The organism is Caldinitratiruptor microaerophilus, from assembly GCF_025999835.1.
Lineage (GTDB): Bacteria > Bacillota > Sulfobacillia > Symbiobacteriales > ZC4RG38 > Caldinitratiruptor > Caldinitratiruptor microaerophilus.
Genome location: NZ_AP025628.1, coordinates 1692697 through 1712305, shown reverse-complemented (window position 1 = coordinate 1712305; position 19609 = coordinate 1692697). Strand labels below are relative to the sequence as shown.

Annotated in this window: 22 protein-coding genes; 19 read left to right on the top strand and 3 right to left on the bottom strand. The window is 73.5% G+C overall.

Annotated features, from left to right (window positions below):
* The first annotated feature begins 109 nt into the window (after window positions 1-109).
* The 17 genes from fabF (at window position 110) to caldi_RS08235 (ending at window position 15051) form a co-directional block, all read left to right on the top strand.
* A complete protein-coding gene (gene fabF / locus caldi_RS08320) occupies window positions 110-1372 on the top strand; it encodes a beta-ketoacyl-ACP synthase II (protein WP_264844621.1) in 1263 nt (420 codons plus the stop codon).
* A 5-nt stretch (window positions 1373-1377) separates the two neighbouring features.
* Window positions 1378-2109 (top strand): ribonuclease III, encoded by a 732-nt coding sequence (rnc, locus tag caldi_RS08315; protein WP_264844620.1) that lies wholly within the window; start codon window positions 1378-1380, stop codon window positions 2107-2109.
* 143 nt (window positions 2110-2252) lie between these two features.
* On the top strand, window positions 2253-2513 hold the full coding sequence (locus caldi_RS08310) for a stage V sporulation protein S (RefSeq protein WP_264844619.1): 261 nt from the start codon (window positions 2253-2255) through the stop codon (window positions 2511-2513).
* Between the two features lie 106 nt (window positions 2514-2619).
* Window positions 2620-6204: a chromosome segregation protein SMC gene (gene smc / locus caldi_RS08305; protein WP_264844618.1), complete on the top strand. Its 3585-nt coding sequence runs from the start codon at window positions 2620-2622 to the stop codon at window positions 6202-6204.
* A gap of 10 nt (window positions 6205-6214) precedes the next feature.
* Window positions 6215-7144 carry a signal recognition particle-docking protein FtsY gene (ftsY, locus tag caldi_RS08300; RefSeq protein WP_264844757.1) on the top strand — a complete coding sequence of 310 codons (930 nt, stop codon included), beginning with the start codon at window positions 6215-6217 and terminating at the stop codon, window positions 7142-7144.
* Window positions 7141-7917 (top strand): YlxM family DNA-binding protein, encoded by a 777-nt coding sequence (ylxM, locus tag caldi_RS17630; RefSeq protein ID WP_319951809.1) that lies wholly within the window; start codon window positions 7141-7143, stop codon window positions 7915-7917. Before ftsY ends, ylxM begins: the two co-directional genes overlap by 4 nt.
* Window positions 7914-9308, top strand: a complete 1395-nt coding sequence (ffh, locus tag caldi_RS08285) for a signal recognition particle protein (protein WP_264844617.1) — start codon at window positions 7914-7916, stop codon at window positions 9306-9308. Before ylxM ends, ffh begins: the two co-directional genes overlap by 4 nt.
* 45 nt (window positions 9309-9353) lie before the next feature.
* On the top strand, window positions 9354-9635 hold the full coding sequence (gene rpsP / locus caldi_RS08280) for a 30S ribosomal protein S16 (RefSeq protein WP_264844616.1): 282 nt from the start codon (window positions 9354-9356) through the stop codon (window positions 9633-9635).
* A 61-nt stretch (window positions 9636-9696) separates the two neighbouring features.
* Window positions 9697-9927: a KH domain-containing protein gene (locus caldi_RS08275; protein ID WP_264844615.1), complete on the top strand. Its 231-nt coding sequence runs from the start codon at window positions 9697-9699 to the stop codon at window positions 9925-9927.
* Window positions 9924-10331 carry a YlqD family protein gene (locus caldi_RS08270; protein ID WP_264844614.1) on the top strand — a complete coding sequence of 136 codons (408 nt, stop codon included), beginning with the start codon at window positions 9924-9926 and terminating at the stop codon, window positions 10329-10331. The genes caldi_RS08275 and caldi_RS08270 overlap by 4 nt, the downstream gene beginning before the upstream one ends.
* Window positions 10328-10840: a ribosome maturation factor RimM gene (gene rimM, locus caldi_RS08265; RefSeq protein WP_264844613.1), complete on the top strand. Its 513-nt coding sequence runs from the start codon at window positions 10328-10330 to the stop codon at window positions 10838-10840. Before caldi_RS08270 ends, rimM begins: the two co-directional genes overlap by 4 nt.
* Window positions 10841-10845: 5 nt before the next feature.
* Entirely contained in the window at window positions 10846-11655 is an 810-nt protein-coding gene (gene trmD, locus caldi_RS08260; protein ID WP_264844612.1) for a tRNA (guanosine(37)-N1)-methyltransferase TrmD, read from the top strand.
* A gap of 78 nt (window positions 11656-11733) precedes the next feature.
* The gene (rplS, locus tag caldi_RS08255) at window positions 11734-12084 is read left to right on the top strand and encodes a 50S ribosomal protein L19 (RefSeq protein ID WP_264844611.1); all 351 of its coding nucleotides are present in this window, start codon (window positions 11734-11736) and stop codon (window positions 12082-12084) included.
* Window positions 12085-12219: 135 nt separating this feature from the next.
* Window positions 12220-12828: a signal peptidase I gene (gene lepB, locus caldi_RS08250; RefSeq protein ID WP_264844610.1), complete on the top strand. Its 609-nt coding sequence runs from the start codon at window positions 12220-12222 to the stop codon at window positions 12826-12828.
* A gap of 23 nt (window positions 12829-12851) precedes the next feature.
* Window positions 12852-13742 carry a ribosome biogenesis GTPase YlqF gene (gene ylqF / locus caldi_RS08245; protein ID WP_264844609.1) on the top strand — a complete coding sequence of 297 codons (891 nt, stop codon included), beginning with the start codon at window positions 12852-12854 and terminating at the stop codon, window positions 13740-13742.
* Between the two features lie 111 nt (window positions 13743-13853).
* Window positions 13854-14672 carry a ribonuclease HII gene (locus tag caldi_RS08240; RefSeq protein ID WP_264844608.1) on the top strand — a complete coding sequence of 273 codons (819 nt, stop codon included), beginning with the start codon at window positions 13854-13856 and terminating at the stop codon, window positions 14670-14672.
* Window positions 14665-15051, top strand: coding sequence for a YraN family protein (locus caldi_RS08235; protein ID WP_264844607.1), 387 nt, complete (start codon window positions 14665-14667; stop codon window positions 15049-15051). Before caldi_RS08240 ends, caldi_RS08235 begins: the two co-directional genes overlap by 8 nt.
* Window positions 15052-15059: 8 nt before the next feature.
* On the opposite strand, the gene gph is transcribed toward caldi_RS08235, so the two are convergent.
* From gph to caldi_RS08220, 3 genes are all read right to left on the bottom strand, one after another.
* Window positions 15060-15755, bottom strand: a complete 696-nt coding sequence (gph, locus tag caldi_RS08230; protein WP_264844606.1) for a phosphoglycolate phosphatase — start codon at window positions 15753-15755, stop codon at window positions 15060-15062.
* Between the two features lie 24 nt (window positions 15756-15779).
* On the bottom strand, window positions 15780-17117 hold the full coding sequence (locus caldi_RS08225; RefSeq protein ID WP_264844605.1) for an AAA family ATPase: 1338 nt from the start codon (window positions 17115-17117) through the stop codon (window positions 15780-15782).
* Between the two features lie 74 nt (window positions 17118-17191).
* Window positions 17192-18136, bottom strand: a complete 945-nt coding sequence (locus caldi_RS08220) for an amidohydrolase family protein (RefSeq protein WP_264844604.1) — start codon at window positions 18134-18136, stop codon at window positions 17192-17194.
* A gap of 152 nt (window positions 18137-18288) precedes the next feature.
* On the opposite strand from caldi_RS08220, the gene caldi_RS08215 reads away from it, so the two are divergent.
* Window positions 18289-19104, top strand: a complete 816-nt coding sequence (locus tag caldi_RS08215; RefSeq protein WP_264844603.1) for an inositol monophosphatase family protein — start codon at window positions 18289-18291, stop codon at window positions 19102-19104.
* Window positions 19105-19183: 79 nt separating this feature from the next.
* Complete coding sequence (locus tag caldi_RS08210) at window positions 19184-19597, top strand: RrF2 family transcriptional regulator (protein ID WP_264844602.1); 414 nt, start codon at window positions 19184-19186, stop codon at window positions 19595-19597.
* The last annotated feature ends 12 nt before the right edge of the window (window positions 19598-19609 follow it).

Below are 19609 nucleotides of genomic sequence, written 5' to 3'. Positions count from 1 at the left end.
TCCGGTACGTCGTGATGCCCCGTCCCGCAGGGCGCCGCCGGCGCCCTACGGGACTTTTCACATGGGACGGCGGCCGGGGGCCAGCAGCCGCAGGCAGGAGGATCGTGGAATGCGAAACCGTGTGGTCATCACCGGGATGGGTGCGGTGACCCCGCTGGGAACCGGTGTGGAAGCCTTCCGTGAGGGTCTCTTCTCCGGACGGAGCGGCGTGGGCCCGATCACCCGCTTCGACGCGTCGGGCCTGGAGACCCGCATCGGCGCCGAGGTGCGGGATTTCAACCCTCTCGACTTCATCGACCGCAAGGAGGCCCGGCGGATGGACCGCTTCGTCCAGTTCGCGATCGCCGCGGCGCAGATGGCGCTGGCGGACGCCGGGCTCGACCTGGACCACGTCGACCGCGACCGCGCCGGAGTGTACATGGGCAGCGGGATCGGCGGCATGGAGACGCTCTCCGAGCAGTTCGCGGTGCTCTTCGAGAAGGGCCCCGGGCGCGTCAGTCCCTTCCTCATCCCCATGATGATCGCCAACATGGCGGCCGGGCAACTGGCCATCCAGTTCGGCCTCCGGGGTCCCAACATGACCACGGTGACGGCCTGCTCGTCCTCCAACCACGCGATCGGCGAGGCGTTCCATGCCCTGCGGGAAGGCAAGGCCGACGTGATGCTGGCCGGGGGCAGCGAGGCGGCGTTCGTGCCCATCGCGCTCGCCGGGTTCTCCTCGATGAAGGCGCTCTCGACCCGCAACGACGAGCCCGAGCGCGCCTCCCGGCCCTTCGACCGCCTCCGGGACGGCTTCGTGATGGGTGAGGGTGCGGGGATCCTGGTCCTCGAGACCCTCGACCACGCCCAGCGCCGGGGGGCCCGCATCCTGGCCGAGGTGCTGGGGTACGGGACCTCGGCGGACGCCCATCACATCGTCCAGCCGCCGGACAGCGGCGAGGGCGGCGCCCGGTCCATGCGCCTGGCCCTGGAGGACGCGGGGCTTGTGCCGGAGCAGGTCGACTACATCAACGCGCACGGCACCTCCACGCCCCAGGGCGACGTCGCGGAGACCCGGGCGATCAAGTCCGTGTTCGGCGAGCACGCCCGGCGGCTGGCGGTCTCGTCCACGAAGTCGATGCACGGCCACCTCCTGGGAGCGGCCGGCGCGGTCGAACTCATCGCCTGCGTCCTGGCCATCCGGGATCAGGTCCTTCCTCCGACCATCAACCAGGAGGAGCCGGATCCCGAGTGCGACCTGGACTACGTGCCCAACCGGGCCCGCCCGGGCAGGGTGGACGTGGCGCTCTCGAACTCCTTCGGCTTCGGCGGCCAGAACGCGACCGTGATCGTGGGCCGTTTCCGGGAGGGTGCGGCGGACCCGCCGAGGTGACGTCCATGGCGGACGAAGCGGAGCTCGTCGAGTGGGCGGAGCGGGTGCTGGGCCACCGGTTCCGGCAGCCGGAACTGCTGGTCGAGGCGCTCACCCACCCCACCTACGCGTACGAGGTGGGGGGCCCCTCGAACCAGCGGCTCGAGTTCCTGGGAGACGCGGTGCTCTCCCTGGTCATCAGCCGCTACCTCTACGAGCGGTACCCCGACTGGCCGGAGGGGACGCTGAGCCGGGTGCGGGCGGCCCTCGTGTCGGCGCCCACCCTGGCGGCGTCCGCGCGCGCCCTGGGGGTCGGGCAAGTGCTGCAGCTGGGCAAGGGCGAGGAGCGGATGGGGGGCCGCGACCGCGAGTCGAACCTGGCGGATGCCCTCGAGGCCCTGGTGGCGGCCGTGTACGTGGACGGCGGCCTGCAGGCGGCCGCCGATCTCGTCGTGGCGCAACTCGCACCGCAGGTGGAGGCGGCCCGCACCGGGCGCCTGCACCCCAACCACAAGGCGCAGCTGCTGGAGTGGGCGCAGCGCCGCACGGGGCGCCCGCCGCACTACCAGGTGGTGGCGGAGGAAGGCCCCACCCACGCGCGGCGGTTCCGGGTGCGCGTGTTCGTGGGCGGACAGGCGGCGGGGGAGGGCGAGGGGAGCTCGAAGCGGGCGGCCGAACAGGAGGCCGCCCGCGAGGCGCTGCTCCGGTTGCGGGGCCGGTCGGACGGGGCGGAGCCGCGTTCCGATGAGAACTTATGAAACGATGAATGGTGCAAGAGGAGTTCCGGGGCCGATGAGGAATAGAAAAGAAAATGCCCCCAAGTTGCAAGAGAGCTTTTGTCAAATCGAAGGGGCAAGATCAGCGGGGTGCATCGAAGATACGGACGGGGAGGATCGAGGAAGTGGAGGTACTAAAAGTTTCCGCTCAGTCGAAGCCCAAGTCGGTTGCCGGAGCCCTCGCCGCCGTCCTCCGGGAGCGCGGCAGCGCCGAGGTGCAGGCGGTCGGCGCCGGCGCGGTGAACCAGGCTGTCAAGGCGATTGCCATCGCTCGCGGGTACGTTGCGCCGAACGGCATGGACCTGGTGGCGGTCCCGGCGTTCGCCGAGATCGACATCGAGGGGGAGGAACGCACGGCCATCCGGTTCATCGTCGAACCCCGCTGACCGGATGCCGGATCTCCGCCAGCCGGACACCCCGGCTGGTTTCTTGTTTGCTGGCGGGCTCCCCGGCGGGAAGGTGCGGGGCGGCCGGTCGCCGAAAAGCGTACCCATGTACCTGAAACGGCTGGAACTCATCGGCTTCAAGAGCTTCGCGGAGAAGACCGTCCTCGAGTTCGGGCCCGGAATCACGGCGGTGGTGGGGCCCAACGGCAGCGGCAAGTCGAACATCGCCGACGCGCTGCGCTGGGTGCTCGGCGAGCCCAGCATCCGGGAGCTGCGGGGGTCCCGGGTGGAAGACGTCATCTTCGCAGGGGCCGAGAAGAGGCGGCCCCTCGGCTTTGCCGAGGTGAGCCTCACCCTGGACAACTCCGACGGCGGCCTGCCGGTGGCGTTCACGGAGGTGGTGGTCACCCGGCGCGTCGATCGGGGCGGAGAGGTCGAGTACCTCCTCAACGGGTCGCCCTGCCGCTTGAAGGACGTACATGACCTGTTCCTGGACACCGGGCTCGGGCGGGACAGCTATTCGGTCATCGGGCAGGGGCGGATCGACCAGGTCCTCTCCGCGCGCCCGGAGGACCGCCGGGGGGTCTTCGAGGAAGCCGCAGGGATCGCCCGCTACCGGGTGCGCCGCCGGGAGGCGGCCCGCCGGCTGGCCGAGACCGAGCAGAACCTGCTGCGGCTCGGTGACCTGATCCAGGAGGTCTCGGCCCGCCTGGCCGACCTCGCGGTCCAGGCGGAGACCGCGCGCCGCCACCAGGGGCTGACCGCCGAGGTCGACCGCCTCGAGCGAGGGCTCCTGGCCCTCGCGCTGGTCCGGACCGAGCGCGCCCTGGAAGGGCAGCGTGCCCGTGAGGCGTCGGCGGCCGGCCGCATGGGCGAAGCGGAGCGCGAGCTGGAGAAGGCGGAAGCCGCGCTGGGCACGGCCCGGGCGCTGGCGGCGGCCCTGCAGGAGGAGGGGGCGGCGCTCCAGGCCACTCTCGCCGACCTGGCCGCGCGGCTCGAGCAGGCCCGCGGGCGGGCCCGGCTTGCGGAGCAGGAGGCGCGCCGGGCCGCGGAGGAGGCTGTCCGCCTCGAGTCGGAGATCGCCACATCGGCTACCCGCCTGCGCGAGGTCGAGGAGGAGGCGGGGGCCACGGCGGCCCGGGCGGCCCAGGTCGCCGCCGAGCGGGCGGAGGCCGAGGCCCGGCTCGCCGGCGCCGAGGCGCGCCTGGGCGACCTCCGCCAGGCCCAGGAGGAAGCCCGGGACCAGGCGGAGTCCGAGCGGGCGCGGGCCTTCGCCGCCGCGGAGGCGGCGGCCGAGCGGCGGAACCGGGCGCAGGCCGAGGAGCGGGCGGGCGCCGAGGCGGACCGGCGCCTGGCGCAGCTCGGGGAGCGGCAGCGCGCGCTCGAAAAGGAGGAGCGCGCTGCCCGGGAGCGCACACGGGAGGTCGCCGCCCGTCTCGAGCACCTGGCCGGACGGCGGGCGGAGCTGTCGCGCTGCCTGGAGGCCGCCGGGGCGGCGTCCCGGCAGGCCGAGGCCGAGGCGAAGGCGCACGCCGCGAAACTGGAGCGCCTGCGTGCCCGCCAGGGAGCGGTGGCGTCTCGCCTGGCCCTCCTCGAGGAGCTGCGCGCCGGGTTCGAGGGCTTCGGCCGCGGCACCCGGACCGTGCTGCGCGGCCGGGAGGAGGGAAAGCCGTGGGCGCGGGGCGTGGTCGGGGCCGTGGCCGAGCTGGTGCGCGCCGACGCCGCCTACGAGCGGGCCCTCGAGGTGGCCCTGGGCGGAGCGGTGAACGACGTCGTGGTGGAGAGCGAGCGGGTCGCCCGGGCCTGCATCGAGGAGCTGAAGCGCAGCGGCGGCGGGCGGGCGACCTTCCTGCCCCTCGACCTCGTGCGGCCGTCCGGGCTGTCCGCCGCCGAGCGGGCGCAGCTGGCGGCCGTACCCGGCTTCGTCGGGGTGGCCGCTGACCTGTGCCGCTTCGACGAGCGGGTGGCGCCGGCGATCCGCCACCTGCTGGGGCGCGTGGCGGTGGCCCGGGACCTGGAGGCCGCCATCGCCATGGGCCGGCGGACGGACCTCCGGCTGCGGATCGTGACTCTGGACGGCGAGCTCGTGAGCCCCGGCGGCGCCATCACGGGCGGCGCGGAGACGGGCCGCGGCGGCGGGCTGCTCGCCCGGGAGCGCGAGCGAGCGGAGCTGGCGGCCGAGCGGCAGGCGCTCGAGCAGGCGATCCGGCAGGCGAGCGCCGCCCTGGAGGAGGCCCGGCGCAGGGCCGGGGAGGCGGCGCGCGAGGGGGCCGAGGCCGGAGAGGCGCTGCGCCGGGTCGAAGTGGAGGCTGCCGCCCTGCAGGCGGAGGCGGCGCGCTGGGCCGCCGAGGCCGATCGCCTCGGGCGCGAGCGGGACGCGCTCGCGCGGGAGGCCGCCGCCCTGCAGGCCGAGCGGTCGGGCGGGGAGGAGGTCCGTGAGCGGCTCCTGCGGGAGGCAGAGGCCCTGGAGGCCGAGCAGGCCGCCGCGGCGGCCGCGCTCGAGGCGGCCCTCGCCCGGGCCGAGGCCCTGGGCCGGGAGGCGGAGGCAGCCGGTCGGGACGTGACCGCGCTCCGGGTGCGCCTGGCGGAGCTGGCGCAGGAGGAGCGGGCCCTGGCGGCGCAGGAGGACCGGGTGGCCCGCGAGCGCGGCCGCCTCCGGCAGGAGCTCGAGGACCGGCAAGAGCGGCTGGCCGCCGCCCGCCGGCGGGAAGAGCAGGCACGGGCGGATCTGGCCATCGCGCGGGAGGAGGAGCAGGCGCGGGCGGCCGAACGGGAGGAGGCCGCCGGGCGGAAGGCGGCGCTGGACCGGCGGCTCCTGGAGGTGCAGGGGCAGATCGCGGGGCTGGAGCGTCAGGCCCGCCAGCTGCGTCGCACGACGCAGGAGCTGCAGTCGCTGGTGGCCGGGGCCCGGGCGGAGGCGGCGCGGCTGGAGGGCGAGCTCGAGGGGCTCCGGGCCCGGGCCCGCGAGCAGTTCGGCGCGGACCCGGCCCGCCTGACGGCGGAGGCGCTGGCCCCCGAGGAGGCGCAGGAGGCCCGGCAGCGCCTCGCCGAACTGCGGGAGGCGATCCTCGCCCTGGGACCCGTGAACCTCGCCGCGGTGGAGGAACACCGCCAGGCCACGGAGCGGCACGCGTTCCTGACCGCGCAGGCGCGCGACCTGGAGGAGGCCCGGGAGTCCCTGTACCGGGCCATCGACGAGCTGGACCGGCGGATCGAGTCCCAGTTCCGGTCCGCCTTCGAGCGCATCCGGCGGGAGTTCCGGGACGTGTACCGGGGCCTGTTCGAGGGCGGGCAGGCCGACCTGGTGCTGCTGGACGAGTCGAACCTGCTGGAGACCGGGGTGGAGATCGTCGTCCAGCCGCCCGGCAAGAAGGAGACTCCCCTGGCGGCGCTGTCGGGTGGCGAGCGAGCCCTCACGGCCGCGGCGCTCCTCTTCGCGCTCCTGCGGGTACGGCCGAGCCCGTTCGTCGTGCTCGACGAGGTGGACGCGGCCCTCGACGAGGCCAACGTGGCCCGGTTCGGCCGCTACCTGTCCGAGCTGAGCAAGACCACCCAGGTGATCTGCATCACCCACCAGCGGGGCACCATGGCCGTAGCGGACGCCCTCTACGGGGTCACCATGGAGGGAAACGGCGTCTCGCGGGTCGTCTCGGTGCGCCTGCAGGACGCCGACCGCCGGCTGGCGGGCTAGGAGGGAACGGATCGTGGGCTTCATCGACCGCCTGCGGGCGGGCCTGGCGAAGACCCGCGGAGCCCTGGTGGAGCGGCTCCAGGCGGTCACCGCACGGCTTCGCCGCATCGACGAGACGCTCTTCGAGGAACTGGAGGCGGTGCTGCTCCAGGCCGACGTGGGGGTGGAGACCACCGAGGCCCTGATCGAGCACCTCAGGCGGGTGGCGCGCGAGCGCCGGCTGGAGGACCCGTCGCGCCTCATCGGCGCGCTCAAGGAGCGGGTGCGGGAGCTCCTCGGCGAGCCGGTGCCCATGGCGGAGAACCCGGACGGACCCACCGTCATCCTGGTCGTCGGGGTGAACGGCGCGGGGAAGACCACCACGATCGGCAAGCTCGCCGGGTACTACCGGCGGCAGGGCAAGAAGGTCCTCCTGGGGGCGGCCGACACCTTCCGGGCCGCGGCCATCGACCAGCTGGTGGTCTGGGGGCAGCGGGCCGGGGCCGACGTGATCCGCCAGTCGGAGGGCTCTGACCCGGCCGCGGTTGCCTACGACACCGTGCAGGCGGCGAAGAGCCGGCAGGCGGACGTGGTCCTCATCGACACCGCGGGCCGCCTGCAGAACAAGGCGAACCTCATGGAGGAGCTGCGCAAGATCCGCCGGGTGGTCGGCCAGCAGTTGCCGGGCGCCCCGCACGAGGTGCTCCTGGTGCTGGACGCCACGACCGGGCAGAACGCGCTGCAGCAGGCGCGCCTCTTCACGGAGGTGGCGGGCGTCACCGGCGTGGCGCTGACCAAGCTCGACGGCACCGCCCGGGGCGGGGTCGTGGTGGCCATCCGCCGGGAGGTGGGCCTGCCGGTGAAGTGGGTCGGGGTGGGAGAGGGGATGGAGGACCTCCAGCCCTTCGACCCGGATGCCTTCGTGGACGCCCTCTTCGAGACCCGGGAGACGGCACCATGAGGCTCGACGAGGTCCAGGACGCCATCCACGCCTGGATCAGCCGGTTCCGGGACGGGTACTGGCCGCCCCTCGCCAACCTGGCGCGGCTCACCGAGGAGGTCGGCGAGCTGGCCCGGGAGCTGGGCGACCGCTTCGGGCCCAAGGCGAAGAAGGCGAGCGAGCCCCCCGGGGACGTGGCTGAGGAGCTGGGCGACATCCTGTTCGTGGTCGGCGCCCTGGCCAACCAGCTCGGGATTTCGCTGGAGGACGCCTTCCGGGGCGTCCTGGCCAAGTACGAGGCCCGCGACGCCGCACGTTGGGCGCCGGCCGAGACGCGTCAAGAACATCGGGTTGACACCCCGTCCCCCGGCGGGGTAGAATCGGGAGGCCACCCCGCGGACTCCCACGGGGAGTCGCTGGTACAGGCCCGCGAGCGGGCCGCTCTCCTGTACGACTTCTACGGCCCGCTCCTCACGGACCGCCAGCAGGAGCTCGTCCGGGCGTACTACCTGGAGGACCTCAGCCTGGGGGAGATCGCCGGCACGCAGCGTGTCTCCAGGCAGGCCGTCCACGAGCAGCTGCGCCGCGCGCTGGAGGCGCTGGAGCGCTACGAGGAGCGCCTCGGCCTCGTGGCGGAGTTCCTTCGCCGTCAGGCCGCCCTGGAGGCGCTGGCGGGGCACCTGTCCCGGCTCCGCAGGCAGGTGGCGCCGGAGGACCCGGCCGCCGCCTCCGTGGAGGGGGCGTGGCGAAGCCTGCAGGAGCTGATGCGGGCCGACCGGGCCGAGGGGGGATGACCGTGGCGGTCTTCGAGAGCCTGTCCGGCCGGCTGCAGGAGGTCTTCCGCCGGCTGAGGGGCAAGGGCAAGCTGACGGAGGCCGACGTGAACGACGCCCTCCGGGAGGTCCGGACTGCCCTCCTGGCTGCCGACGTGAACTTCCGGGTGGTGAAGGACTTCATCGCCCGGGTCCGGGAGCGGGCGGTCGGCGCCGAGGTGCTCGAGAGCCTCACGCCCGCGCAGCAGGTCATCAAGATCGTCTACGAGGAGCTCACCGCCCTCATGGGCGGCGAGCACGCCAAGCTGTCGGTGGCCCCGAAGCCGCCCACCGTGATCCTCCTGGTGGGGCTTCAGGGGTCGGGCAAGACCACCCACGCCGGAAAGCTCGCCGTCCACCTCAGGAAGCAGGGCCGCAGGCCGCTCCTGGTGGCGGCCGACGTGTACCGGCCCGCCGCCGTCCGCCAGCTGCAGGTGCTGGGGGAGAAGGCCGGCGTACCGGTCTTCCAGATGGGGCAGCAGGACCCCGTGGCCATCGCCCGGGCCGGGGTGGAGCACGCCCGCAGCACCGGCCTCGACACGGTGATCGTGGACACCGCCGGGCGGCTGCACGTCGACGACGAGCTCATGGGCGAACTCGAGCGCATCAAGGCCGCCGTCTCCCCGCACGAGGTCCTCCTGGTGGTCGACGCGATGGCCGGCCAGGACGCCGTCAACGTGGCGGAGGAGTTCCACCGCCGGCTGGGCATCGACGGGATCATCCTCACCAAGCTCGACGGCGACCAGCGGGGCGGGGCGGCGCTCAGCGTCCGGGCCGTGACCGGCCGGCCCATCAAGTTCGCCGGCACGGGGGAGAAGCTGGACGCCCTGGAGCCCTTCCACCCGGAGCGCATGGCCTCCCGCATCCTGGGCATGGGGGATGTCCTCACCCTCATCGAGAAGGCCCAGGAGGCGGTGGACGCCGAGAAGGCCATGGCCCTGGCGAAGAAGCTGGCGAAGGACCAGTACACCCTGGAGGACTTCCGGGACCAGCTCCGGCAGATGCGGCGGCTGGGCCCGCTGGAGCAGATCCTGTCGATGATCCCGGGTCTGGGCCGGCTGCGCGAGCTCCAGGACCTGAAGGTCGACGAGAAGGAGCTGGCCCGGGTGGAGGCCATCATCAACTCGATGACCGTGCAGGAGCGGCGCCACCCGGAGATCATCGACGGCAGCCGGCGCCGGCGCATCGCCGCCGGGTCGGGTACCCGGGTGGCCGACGTCAACCGGCTCCTGCGCCAGTTCGAGGATACCCGGCGCCTCATGAAGCAGATGAGCAGCATGGAAAGGACCCTGGCACGGCGTGGCGGCAAGGGGCCGCGCCTGCCGGGCCTTGGGCCCGGGCTCCCCCCGGGCTTTCCGCCGGGGCGCCGCTAGCCGGAAGGCGGCGGCCGCGCCGGCCACGAAAGGGGGTGACATCGGGTGGCGCTGAAGATCCGCCTGCGCCGCATGGGTGCGAAGAAGCAGCCGTTCTACCGCCTGGTGGTCGCGGAGGAGAGCTCCCCGCGCGACGGGCGCTTCGTCGAGGAGATCGGCTACTACAATCCGACCCGCCAGCCGCCGGTGGTCCAGATCGATCAGGAAAAGGCCGTCCTCTGGCTCCGCCGGGGAGCGCAGCCGACGGACACCGCCCGGGCCCTGCTGAAGCGGGCCGGCGTCTTCCAGGCCCTGCGCGGGGGCACCGCGCAGCCGGCGAACGGGTAGCGGGGCGGCCCGGGCCGGCCCGGGCCCCGCTGCCGGGGCGGCGTGACGGGGGTACTCTGCGGTGAAACAACTGGTGGAGATTCTCGTAAGATCACTGGTGGATCACCCCGACCAGGTGGTGGTCGAGCAGGAGGAGACGGCCCGCAGCGTCACCCTGACGGTGCACGTCGCCCCGGACGACCTGGGCAAGGTCATAGGCCGGCAGGGCCGGGTGGCCCGGGCGATCCGCACCGTGGTGAAGTCGGCAGCCGTCCGGGATGGCCGGCGGGTTCACGTGGAGTTCGCGCAGTGAACAAGATCCAGATCGTGCGTCCGCTGACGGTGAAGGCCCGGGTCACGGAGAAGCTCAAGAGCCGGCTCGTGGCGGAGCTGCAGGCGGCCATCCGCCAGGTGGAGGCCGAGATCGACGAGCTGGACAGCCAGGTCAAGCGCGCCGCCCTGAGCCCGACCCTCACCGCCCAGCAGCAGCTCGCGCTCCGGCAGGCGGTCGAGCTCGAGAAGGAGAAGCGCCAGGCCGAGAAGCAGGAGCTGATGCGGCGGGTGACGGAGGTGGCCGGCCTGCCCCTGGGGAGCGAGGTGGTCACCGGCACCGTGCAGGCGGTGGCGGAGGTCGGGGTCGGGGACGACTGGGACGGCCTCTTCGCCACGGAGGTGTTGGTGGAGGACGGCCGCGTGGTCGCGATCCGCCGCACATGACCGGGTCCCGGGTGACCATCGGGCAGATCGTGGCCCCGCAGGGCCTGCGCGGGGCGGTCCGGGTGTATCCCCTGACAGATTTCCCCGAGCGCTGGCCCGCGCTCCGGGAAGTCTACGTGGGGGACGAGCCCCGGCCGCGACGCTGCCGCTTCGTGGGCTTCGTCCGGGCCGGGATGCCGGTCCTCGAGCTGGAGGGCGTGCACGACCGCTCGGCGGCGGAGACCCTCCGGGGGCGAGAGCTGCGAGTGGACGCCGCCGCGCTTCACCCCCTGCCGGAGGACACGTTCTACGTGTTCCAGCTGGTGGGGATGGTCGCCGAGGACCCGGAGGGGACACGCCTGGGCCGGGTGGAGGCGGTCGAACCCGCCCCGGCCGCCGACGTGCTGGTGATCCGGCTCGAGGCCGGACACCGGGCCCGGGTGCCGTTCGTGCGCCAGTTCGTCGAGCGGGTGGATCCGGCCGCCGGGCGGGTCGTCATCCGGCCGATCCCGGGCCTCCTGGAGCCGTGACGCCGATGCTCATTCACCTCGTCACCCTGCACCCCGACCTGTGCTACGGGCCGCTGGAGGAATCCATCCTCGGCCGGGCACGGGAGAAGGGCCTGATCGACGTGCGCGTGGTGAACCTGCGCGCGTTCGGCGAGGGGCCCCACCAGGTCACGGACGACTACCCCTACGGGGGCGGCCAGGGTCTGGTGCTGAAGCCCGGGCCGGTCTACGCGGCGGTCGAGCACGCGATCCGTCAGGGCCCCTTTCCCGAGGCGGTGCCGGCCGGCGGCCTCACGGCCCCGCCGGCGGGGCGCCGGCCCCGGATCCTGCTCATGGACCCGGGGGGGCGCCGGTTCTCCCAGGAGATGGCCCGGGAGCTCGCCGGCGAGCCGCACCTGATCTTCGTTGCCGGCCGGTACGAGGGCTTCGACGAACGGGTGCGGCGGATCGTCACCGACGAGGTCTCCCTGGGCGACTTCGTCCTGACCGGTGGCGAGCTGCCGGCCCTGGTGATGATCGACGCCGTGTGCCGCCTGGTTCCCGGCGTCCTGGGGGATGAGCGCTCCGCCGCCGACGACTCGTACGCGACCGGCCTCCTCGAGGGGCCCCAGTACACGCGGCCCGCCTCCTTCCGGGGGATGGAGGTCCCGGCGGTGCTTCGGAGCGGGGACCATGCCGCCGTGGCGCGGTGGCGGCGCCGGGAGGCGCTCCGCCGCACCCTCCTGCAGCGGCCCGACCTCCTGGAGCGGGCGCGGCTGGACGACGACGACCGCCGCATGCTGGCAGAGCTGCGCCGCGAGCTGGGCCTGGCAGGTCCGCGGTCGAGTCTGCTATAATCGTCTCGTTGATCCTGGGGGCGATCCACCACCCGGCCCGGTGCCGGGTGTGAACGCCGTGGCGAAAGGGGGATCGAAGTGGCCAACGTGATCGACCTGCTCGAGCAGGAGCAGATGCGCAAGGACATCCCGGACTTCCGCCCCGGCGACACCCTGCGGGTGCACGTCAAGGTGGTGGAGGGCAACCGGGAGCGCGTCCAGGCTTTCGAGGGCGTGTGCATCAAGCGCCAGCGGGGCGGGGTGCGCGAGACGTTCACCGTGCGGCGCGTGTCGTACGGCGTGGGCGTCGAGCGGACGTTCCCGGTGCACTCGCCGCAGATCGAGAAGATCGAGGTCGTGCGGCGGGGTGACGTCCGCCGGGCCAAGCTGTACTACCTGCGCCGGCTGACCGGCAAGGCGGCCCGGATCAAGGAAAAGCGGGATCGGTGACGGCGCCGGGCACATGGCCCGGCGCCCTTCTGCGGCCGGGCGGTGCCCCGGGGTGGCGCCGCACCGGCGAAGGGAGTGGATCGCCGCGTGCCGCAGCCCCCGGAAGGATACCCGGTAACGGAAGAGAGCGCACCGGTGGACGCCGGGACCCACCGCTCCCCGCCGCGCGGGACAAAGGGGAAGAGCGCCCTGCGCGAGGTCGTGGAGACGGTGGTCATCGCCCTCCTCATCGCCCTGGCCATCCGGCACTACGTGGTGGAGGTGTTCGTGGTCGACGGCCACTCGATGGAGCCCACCCTCCGCGACGGCGAACGCCTCCTGGTGAACAAGTTCATCTACCGCTTCCACCCCCCCGAACGCGGGGACATCGTCGTCTTTCGCTATCCGTACGGTCCCGGCCGGCGTGACTTCATCAAGCGCGTGATCGCGGTGGCCGGCGACCGCATCGAGGCCCGGGGCGACGTCGTGTACGTCAACGGCCAGCCGCTGGACGAGCCCTACCTGCGGTTCCGCCACACCGGCACGTTCAAGGCGCGCGTCGTACCGCCCGGGACGATCTGGGTCATGGGCGACAACCGGGACAACAGCGAGGACAGCCGCGCCTTCGGCGAGATCTCCCTCCAGTACGTCAAGGGGAAAGCGTTCCTGCGGTTCTGGCCGCTGGACCGCTGGGACCTCCTCTCCGGGCGGGTGGCGGCCGGCCCGCGGGCAACCGCGCCCTCCACGCCGATGGCGGGCCAGTAGCTGCCCGGCAGGAGGAGCGGGCCGTGGGCAGCATCTCCTGGTTCCCCGGACACATGGTCCGGGCGCGGCGGCAGGTTGCGGAGGCCCTGCGCCTGGTCGACGTGGTGGTGGAGGTGCGGGACGCGCGGGCGCCGGCGGCCAGCGCGAACCCGGACCTGGCGCAGCTCGCGGGGCGAAGGCCGCGGGTGGTCGCGCTGGCGCACGCGGATCTGGCCGACCCGGCCGCCACCGGCGCCTGGCTCCGCCACCTGTCGGCGCAGGGGCTGACGGCCGTGGCGGTGGACGCCGCGCGGGGCACGGGGGTCCGGGAGGTGCTGGTGGAGGTCCGCCGCCTCTACGAGCCGGTGGTCGCCTCCCTCGGCGCGCGCGGGCGGCTGCCCCGCCCGGCGCGGGTGATGGTGGTCGGGATGCCCAACGTGGGCAAGTCGTCGCTGCTCAACCGCATGGCCGGCGGCCGGCGAGCCCGTGTGGGCGAGAAGCCCGGGGTCACGCGGGGCCTCCAGTGGGTCCGGGTCGGCGACCTCGAACTCCTCGACGTGCCCGGCATCCTCGTGCCGCGCTTCGTGGACCCCAGGACGGGGTACCTCCTGGTCGCCCTGGGGATCGTGCGCGAGGAGGTGGTGGACATCCCCCGGGTGGCCGCCGCGCTCCTGCCCGACCTGCAGGCGCTGGCTCCTGGAGCGGTCCGGGAGCGGTTCGGGCTGGAGGGTCCGCCGGCCGATCCGGAGGCCGCGCTCGCGCAGGTGGCCCGCTTCCGGGGGCTCCTCCGTCCCGGCGGCCTTCCGGACGCGGACCGGGCCGCGGCCCTGATCCTGCGCGAGCTCCGCGAGGGCCGCCTCGGCCGGCTGACGCTGGAGCAGCCGCCCGAGCCGCTCCCCGGTCCCGACGGCTGCTCGGGGCCGGGAGGATTTTGAGAAAAAAGCGCCGAACATCCCTCCGTCATCGAGACGTGTGCCATCGAGTCGAGTGCCCTCCGGCTCGGCGCGGGGCCTCGGTTCATCTGGGCAGACGGGGGGCATGAGCGCGTGCGGGTGAGCCTTCGCAAGATGAGCCTGCGCCAGCTCCACCAGTACGTGCAGGCGAGGGGACCGGAAAGCTACCCCGAGGTCATCGCCGCGCTGGCGGGGGATCCCCGGGGCGGGGCGCAGCGGCTCGTGCGGTACTGTCGCGAGCGGCTGGAGGAGTGGGAGCGGCAGAAGTCCCTGCTGACCCGGATGTACGCGCACGAGCGGCGGCTGTGGAGTCAGGGTGCACGCTACGTCGCGGGCGTGGACGAGGTGGGGCGGGGGCCACTCGCCGGGCCGGTGGTCGCGGCGGCCGTGGTGCTCCCCGGCGAAGTGTTCCTCCCCGGGCTCGAGAACATCCGCCGCCTGACCGAGCGCCGCCGGGAGGCGCTCTACGACGAGATCCGCCGGGTGGCCGTCTCCGTCGGGGTCGGCATGGCCGACCCCGCGGGGATCGACGAGACGAGCGTCCTCCTCGCCACCTACGAGGCCATGTCCAGGGCGGTCCGGGGCCTCACCGTCCCTCCGGACCACCTCCTGCTGGCCTCCCTGCACCTGCCCCACCCCGGCCCGCCTCAGACGCTGGTCGCCGGAGGGGAGGGCGCCTCGGCCTCGGTCGCCGCCGCCGCCGTCGTCGCCAAGGTGACCCGGGACCGGTACATGATGGAGATGGACAGGCTCTACCCGCAGTACGGGTTCGCCCATCACAAGGGATACGGGACGGCCGAGCACCGCGCGGCGCTGGAGAAGTACGGCCCGTGTCCGATCCACCGCCGTCTCGGGCAGCCGCGGGAAGCGCTGTCCGCCGCCCCGGCCCGGCCGCCGCACGGGGATGCCTGAGCCACGGCCGGGGGCGAAGCGCCAGACCGGGGCAGTCGCGCGCGCCGGCGAGGAGGCCGCGCTCGCGCACCTCCTGGCGCAGGGGCTGTCCCTCGTCGCGCGCAACTGGCGTTGCCGGCTGGGGGAAATCGACCTGGTCCTCGAGGACGGGCCGGCGCTCGTGTTCGTGGAGGTGAAGACCCGCAGGTCCGCGCGGTTCGGCACCGGCGCCGAGGCGGTGGGTCCGGCGAAGCAGATGCGCCTCCGCCGTCTGGCCGCCGCCTTCCTCCGCGACCATCCCCGTCCGGACCGGCCGTGCCGGTTCGACGTGACCGAGGTCGCCCCCGACGGGCGGGGCGGCTGGCGCGTGACGTGGATCCCGGGGGCCTTCGGCCCGTGAACGGCGGGCTACCGGAGGAGGTCCAGGAGGTCGTCCAGGCGGTCCAGGACGGCCGCTGCCCCGGCGCGGGCCAGCGCCTCGGGATTGTCGAGGCCGTAGCCGTACGTGACCGCGCAGAGCGGCACGCCCGCGGCGCGGGCCGTCTCGGCGTCCACGGGGCTGTCGCCCACGAGAAGGGCCTCGGAGGGCCGGGCCCCGAAGGCGTCCAGCGCGCGGAAGACGGGTTCGGGGTGCGGCTTCCGGTGGATCACGTCCTCCGGCCCCAGGAGCACCTCGACCAGGTCGAGGACGCCGAGCCCGGCGAGGATCGTCCGGCTCAGCTCGCCGTCCTTGTTGGTCACCACGGCGCGGTGGACCCCGGCGTCGCGGAGCCCGGCCAGGGTGCGCCCGGCGCCGGGGTAGAGCCGCGTCTGGTCGAGGCAATGCTCCCGGTAGTGGCGGCGGAAGATCGCCAGGGCGCCGTCCACGTCCTCCGGGCACAGCGCGGCGGGATCTCCCCGGCCGTCCCGCTCGCGCGCGGCGGCCAGGGTCCGCTGGACCAGCACCCGGGTCCCGTTGCCGATGAACCGGTGGATCTGCGCAGGGGGGAGCGAGGGCAGGCCGAGGTCGGCCAGGGTGAGGTTGGCGGCCTTCGCCAGGTCGTCCTTCGAGTCGATCAGGGTGCCGTCCAGGTCGAACAGCACGACGCGGATTCCGGAGAACATGCCTGCACCGTCCTGAAGCGAGAGTCACGGCTGCGGGCCGGCGCCGCCCGACCGCCAGGCCTCGAGCCGGCGGCGGATCTCCGCCTCGAACCCCCGGTCCGACGGGCGGTAGTACACCCGGCCGAGGACCTCGGGTGGCACGTAGACCTGGGCGACGTGGGCGCCCGGGAAGTCGTGCGGGTACTTGTATCCGGCGCCGTGGCCGAGGCGCGCCGCGCCCTTGTAGCTGGCGTCCCGCAGGTGCACGGGCACCTCACCCGCCCGCTTCTCCTGCACGTCCTTCATGGCCTCCCCGATGGCCACGTACACGGCGTTCGACTTGGGCGCCGTGGCCACGTGCACCACCGCCTGCGCCAGCGCCAGGCGGGCTTCCGGCCAGCCGACCATGTGCACCGCCTGCATCGCCGCGACGGCGACCACCAGCGCCATGGGGTCCGCCATCCCCACGTCCTCGCTGGCGTGGATGACCACCCGGCGGGCGATGAAGAGGGGGTCCTCGCCGGCCTCGATCATCCGGGCGAGCCAGTAGAGCGCGGCGTCGGGGTCCGAGCCGCGCATCGACTTGATGAAGGCGCTGACGACGTCGTAGTGCTGGTCGCCCTCCCGGTCGTAGCGCAGGACGCGCCGCTGGATGGACTCCTCCGCCACGGCGAGGGTGACGTGGCGCACGCCGTCCGGTCCCGGCGGGGTGGTGAGGACGGCCAGCTCCAGCGCGTTCAGGGCGCTGCGGGCGTCCCCGTTCGCCATGCGCACGATGTGGTCCAGCGCCTCGGGGTCGACCCGCACCGCCTCCCGGCCGAGCCCCCGCTCCGGGTCGGTGAGGGCCCGTTCCACCACCGTGCGGACCTGCTCGTCCGTGAGCGGCTCGAGCCGGAAGAGGCGGGCCCGGGAGAGGAGCGGCGGGATCACCTCGAACGAGGGGTTCTCCGTGGTCGCCCCGATCAGGATGATCGTCCCGTCTTCCACGTAGGGGAGGAGGGCGTCCTGCTGGGACCTGGACCAGCGGTGGATCTCGTCGACGAACACCACGGTCCGCTGGCCGTGCTGGCCCAGGCGATCCCGCGCCTCCTGCATGATGCGGCGGATGTCCGAGACCCCGGCAGTCACGGCGTTCAGCTGCTCGAAGTGCGCCCGGGTGGTGGCGGCGATGATGCGGGCAAGGGTCGTCTTGCCGCTGCCGGGCGGCCCCCACAGGATGAGGGAGGACAGCCGGTCCGCCTCGATGGCGCGCCGCAGGAGCCGCCCGGGGCCGACGATGTGCTCCTGGCCCACGACCTCGTCCAGCGTGCGGGGGCGCATCCGGTCCGCCAGGGGCGCCGACCGGGCCGCCTCCTGCCGGCGGGACCACTCGAAGAGGTCCACCCCGTCACCTCCGTCCCCCTCATTTTAACCTTTCGCGGGGCCGGCGGCAGCGAGAGGCCGTGGCGAGACGGGCCCTACTCGTCCTCCCGCGGCATGTAGCCCAGGAGCCGGGCGGCGTTGTGGTGAAAGATGTCCTCGAGGTCCTCTTCCCGGAAGTTGAGGTGCCGGCAGGCGCGGACCTGGTCCTGCAGGTACCGGTACGAGAACCCGCGCGGGAACGAGGAGGAGTCCGTGCCGAACACGATCCGCTTCGGGCCCACCGTTTCGTAGAAGCGGCGGAACAGCGTCTCCAGGTCGAGCGGCTGGACCATCCAGCGCATCCACTGGTTGGAGCCCGAGGTGTCCACGTAGATGTTCGGCAGCGACCACATGAGCCACAGCAGGTCCTGGGGGTAGCCGCAGCCGAAGTGGGGGACGACGAAGGGGATCTCCGGGAACCGCTGTGCCACCGGGAACAGGGCCAGCGGGGAGATGTTCGGATGCCACACGACGCCCCCCGCCTTGCCGAGCGGCCCGAAGTGGATCAGGACGGGCAGCCGCTTCTGCGCCACGTACTGCCAGATCGGCAGGAGGCGGGGGTCGTCGAGCGGGGCGTCGATGCGCGGCCCCAGGAGCTTGAGCCCGCGCATGCCCCACTCCTCGACGCCCCGGCGCAGCTCGTCCAGCGCTCCGGGGGCCAGGGGGTCGGGCAGGAAGACGAGGGCGGCGAAACGGTCCGGGTGGCGCGCGACCACCTTCGCCAGGTTCTCGTTGGACGAGCCCATCACGAAGACGACCCGCTCCAGGTTGTACTTCTCCACCTCCGCCGCCCACCGGTCGGCGAGGGCGGGCTCCTGGGCCGGGTCGGTGGCCCACGGCTCGCTGGGGGTCTCGAAGTCCCATTCGGCCGCCATGCGGGCGTCCCGCCGGCGGCCGTACTCGGCGATCAGGGGGTGCACCTGCCGCCCCCGGAAGTGCGGGGGCGCGGCGGGGAAGTGGACGTGGAAGTCGATCACGCGGACGTTGCCGATCTTGACCATGCTCGCCCATCACCTCGACGGTTTCTTTCGATTCCGTAGGGAATCAACGAATTCCTCTCGTGCCGGGATGACCGGGGTCCGGGTCACGGCCGGCAGTAGCCGTCCCCGCGAAAATGAGGCATCATGAGGGGCGGGAGGCTGAGCGTCGAAGGATGCTGGCAGCACACCTGCAGGCGGCGGTGGAGGCCGCCCGCGCGGCCGGGGACCTGATCCGGCGCGCGCTCGGCCGGATCGACGCGTACGACACGAAGTCGGGCCCCTCCGACCTGGTCACCGAGGTTGACCGCGCCTCGGAGGACCTCATCCGCAGGCGGCTCCGGGAGGCGTTCCCGGACGTCCCGGTCGTGGGCGAGGAGTGGGCGTTCGGCCGCGACCTGGACGAGGAGCTCCGGCGGGGCCCCGAGCTCTGGCTGGTCGACCCCCTGGACGGCACGGCGAACTTCGTCCACGGGCTGGCGGCGTCGGCGGTGAGCATCGCCCTGGTGCGGGACGGGGAGCCGGTGGTGGGGGTCGTGTACGACCCGTACCGCGACGAGCTGTTCACGGCACGCGCCGGCGAGGGCGCCTGGCTCGGCGACCAGCGGCTGCGGGTGGGGCCGTGCGGACGCCTGGCCGACGCCATGCTGGCGACCGGGTTCCCCTCCCAGCCGGCGTACCGGCAGGTGGCCGTCGACGGGGTGCGGGCCCTCGTCCCGGTGATCCGCAACCTGCGCAACTTCGGCTCGGCGGCCACGCACCTGGCGTACGTGGCCGCCGGGCGGCTGAGCGGGTTCTGGGAAGTGAACCTGAGCCCGTGGGACATGGCCGCCGGCGCCCTGCTGGTCCGGGAGGCGGGCGGCCGGGTGACGGACACGCTGGGCCGTCCGTACACCGCGGCAACCCGGCACATCGTGGCCACGTGCGGCCCCATCCACGACGACCTGCTCCGGCTCCTGCGCGACGCCGGGGCCACGGGCTACGGGAGCTAGAACGGGAAGCCCTTTCCGGCCGTGCTACAATGGGCACGGGGAATTCCGCAGGGCGTACCCGGGATTGGGGGATTCACCGATGCGGCTGTCGACCAAGGGACGGTACGGCGTGAAGGCGCTCTTCGAGCTCGCATACCACTACGGATCCGGACCGCTCTCCCTGAAGGAGATCGCCGACCGGCAGGGGCTTTCCGAGCATTACCTGGAGCAGATCGCCGCCCCCCTCCGGCGCGCCGGCCTGGTGACGAGCGTGCGCGGCGCCCAGGGAGGGTACACGCTGGGACGCCCGCCGGAGACCATCACCGTCGGGGAGATCCTCCGGGCCCTGGAGGGCCCGCTGGAGCTGGAGGAGGAGGGCGACCAGGTGGGATCGGGCGCCTGGCGCCGCGTGATCGAACGCGTCGGGAAGCTCCTCGACTCCATGACGCTCCTGCACCTGGTCGAGGAGGAGAAGGAGGAACTGGCGCGCCGCAACCTCGTGTACGAAATCTAGTTGTCAGTTGTG

Coding starts and splice junctions, on each gene's coding strand:
- fabF (WP_264844621.1), top strand. CDS start 110: ATGCGAAACCGTGTGGTCATCACCGGGATGGGTGCGGTGACCCCGCTG.
- rnc (WP_264844620.1), top strand. CDS start 1,378: ATGGCGGACGAAGCGGAGCTCGTCGAGTGGGCGGAGCGGGTGCTGGGC.
- smc (WP_264844618.1), top strand. CDS start 2,620: ATGTACCTGAAACGGCTGGAACTCATCGGCTTCAAGAGCTTCGCGGAG.
- ylxM (WP_319951809.1), top strand. CDS start 7,141: ATGAGGCTCGACGAGGTCCAGGACGCCATCCACGCCTGGATCAGCCGG.
- ffh (WP_264844617.1), top strand. CDS start 7,914: ATGACCGTGGCGGTCTTCGAGAGCCTGTCCGGCCGGCTGCAGGAGGTC.
- rimM (WP_264844613.1), top strand. CDS start 10,328: ATGACCGGGTCCCGGGTGACCATCGGGCAGATCGTGGCCCCGCAGGGC.
- trmD (WP_264844612.1), top strand. CDS start 10,846: ATGCTCATTCACCTCGTCACCCTGCACCCCGACCTGTGCTACGGGCCG.
- caldi_RS08235 (WP_264844607.1), top strand. CDS start 14,665: ATGCCTGAGCCACGGCCGGGGGCGAAGCGCCAGACCGGGGCAGTCGCG.
- gph (WP_264844606.1), bottom strand. CDS start 15,755: ATGTTCTCCGGAATCCGCGTCGTGCTGTTCGACCTGGACGGCACCCTG.
- caldi_RS08220 (WP_264844604.1), bottom strand. CDS start 18,136: ATGGTCAAGATCGGCAACGTCCGCGTGATCGACTTCCACGTCCACTTC.
- caldi_RS08215 (WP_264844603.1), top strand. CDS start 18,289: ATGCTGGCAGCACACCTGCAGGCGGCGGTGGAGGCCGCCCGCGCGGCC.
- caldi_RS08210 (WP_264844602.1), top strand. CDS start 19,184: ATGCGGCTGTCGACCAAGGGACGGTACGGCGTGAAGGCGCTCTTCGAG.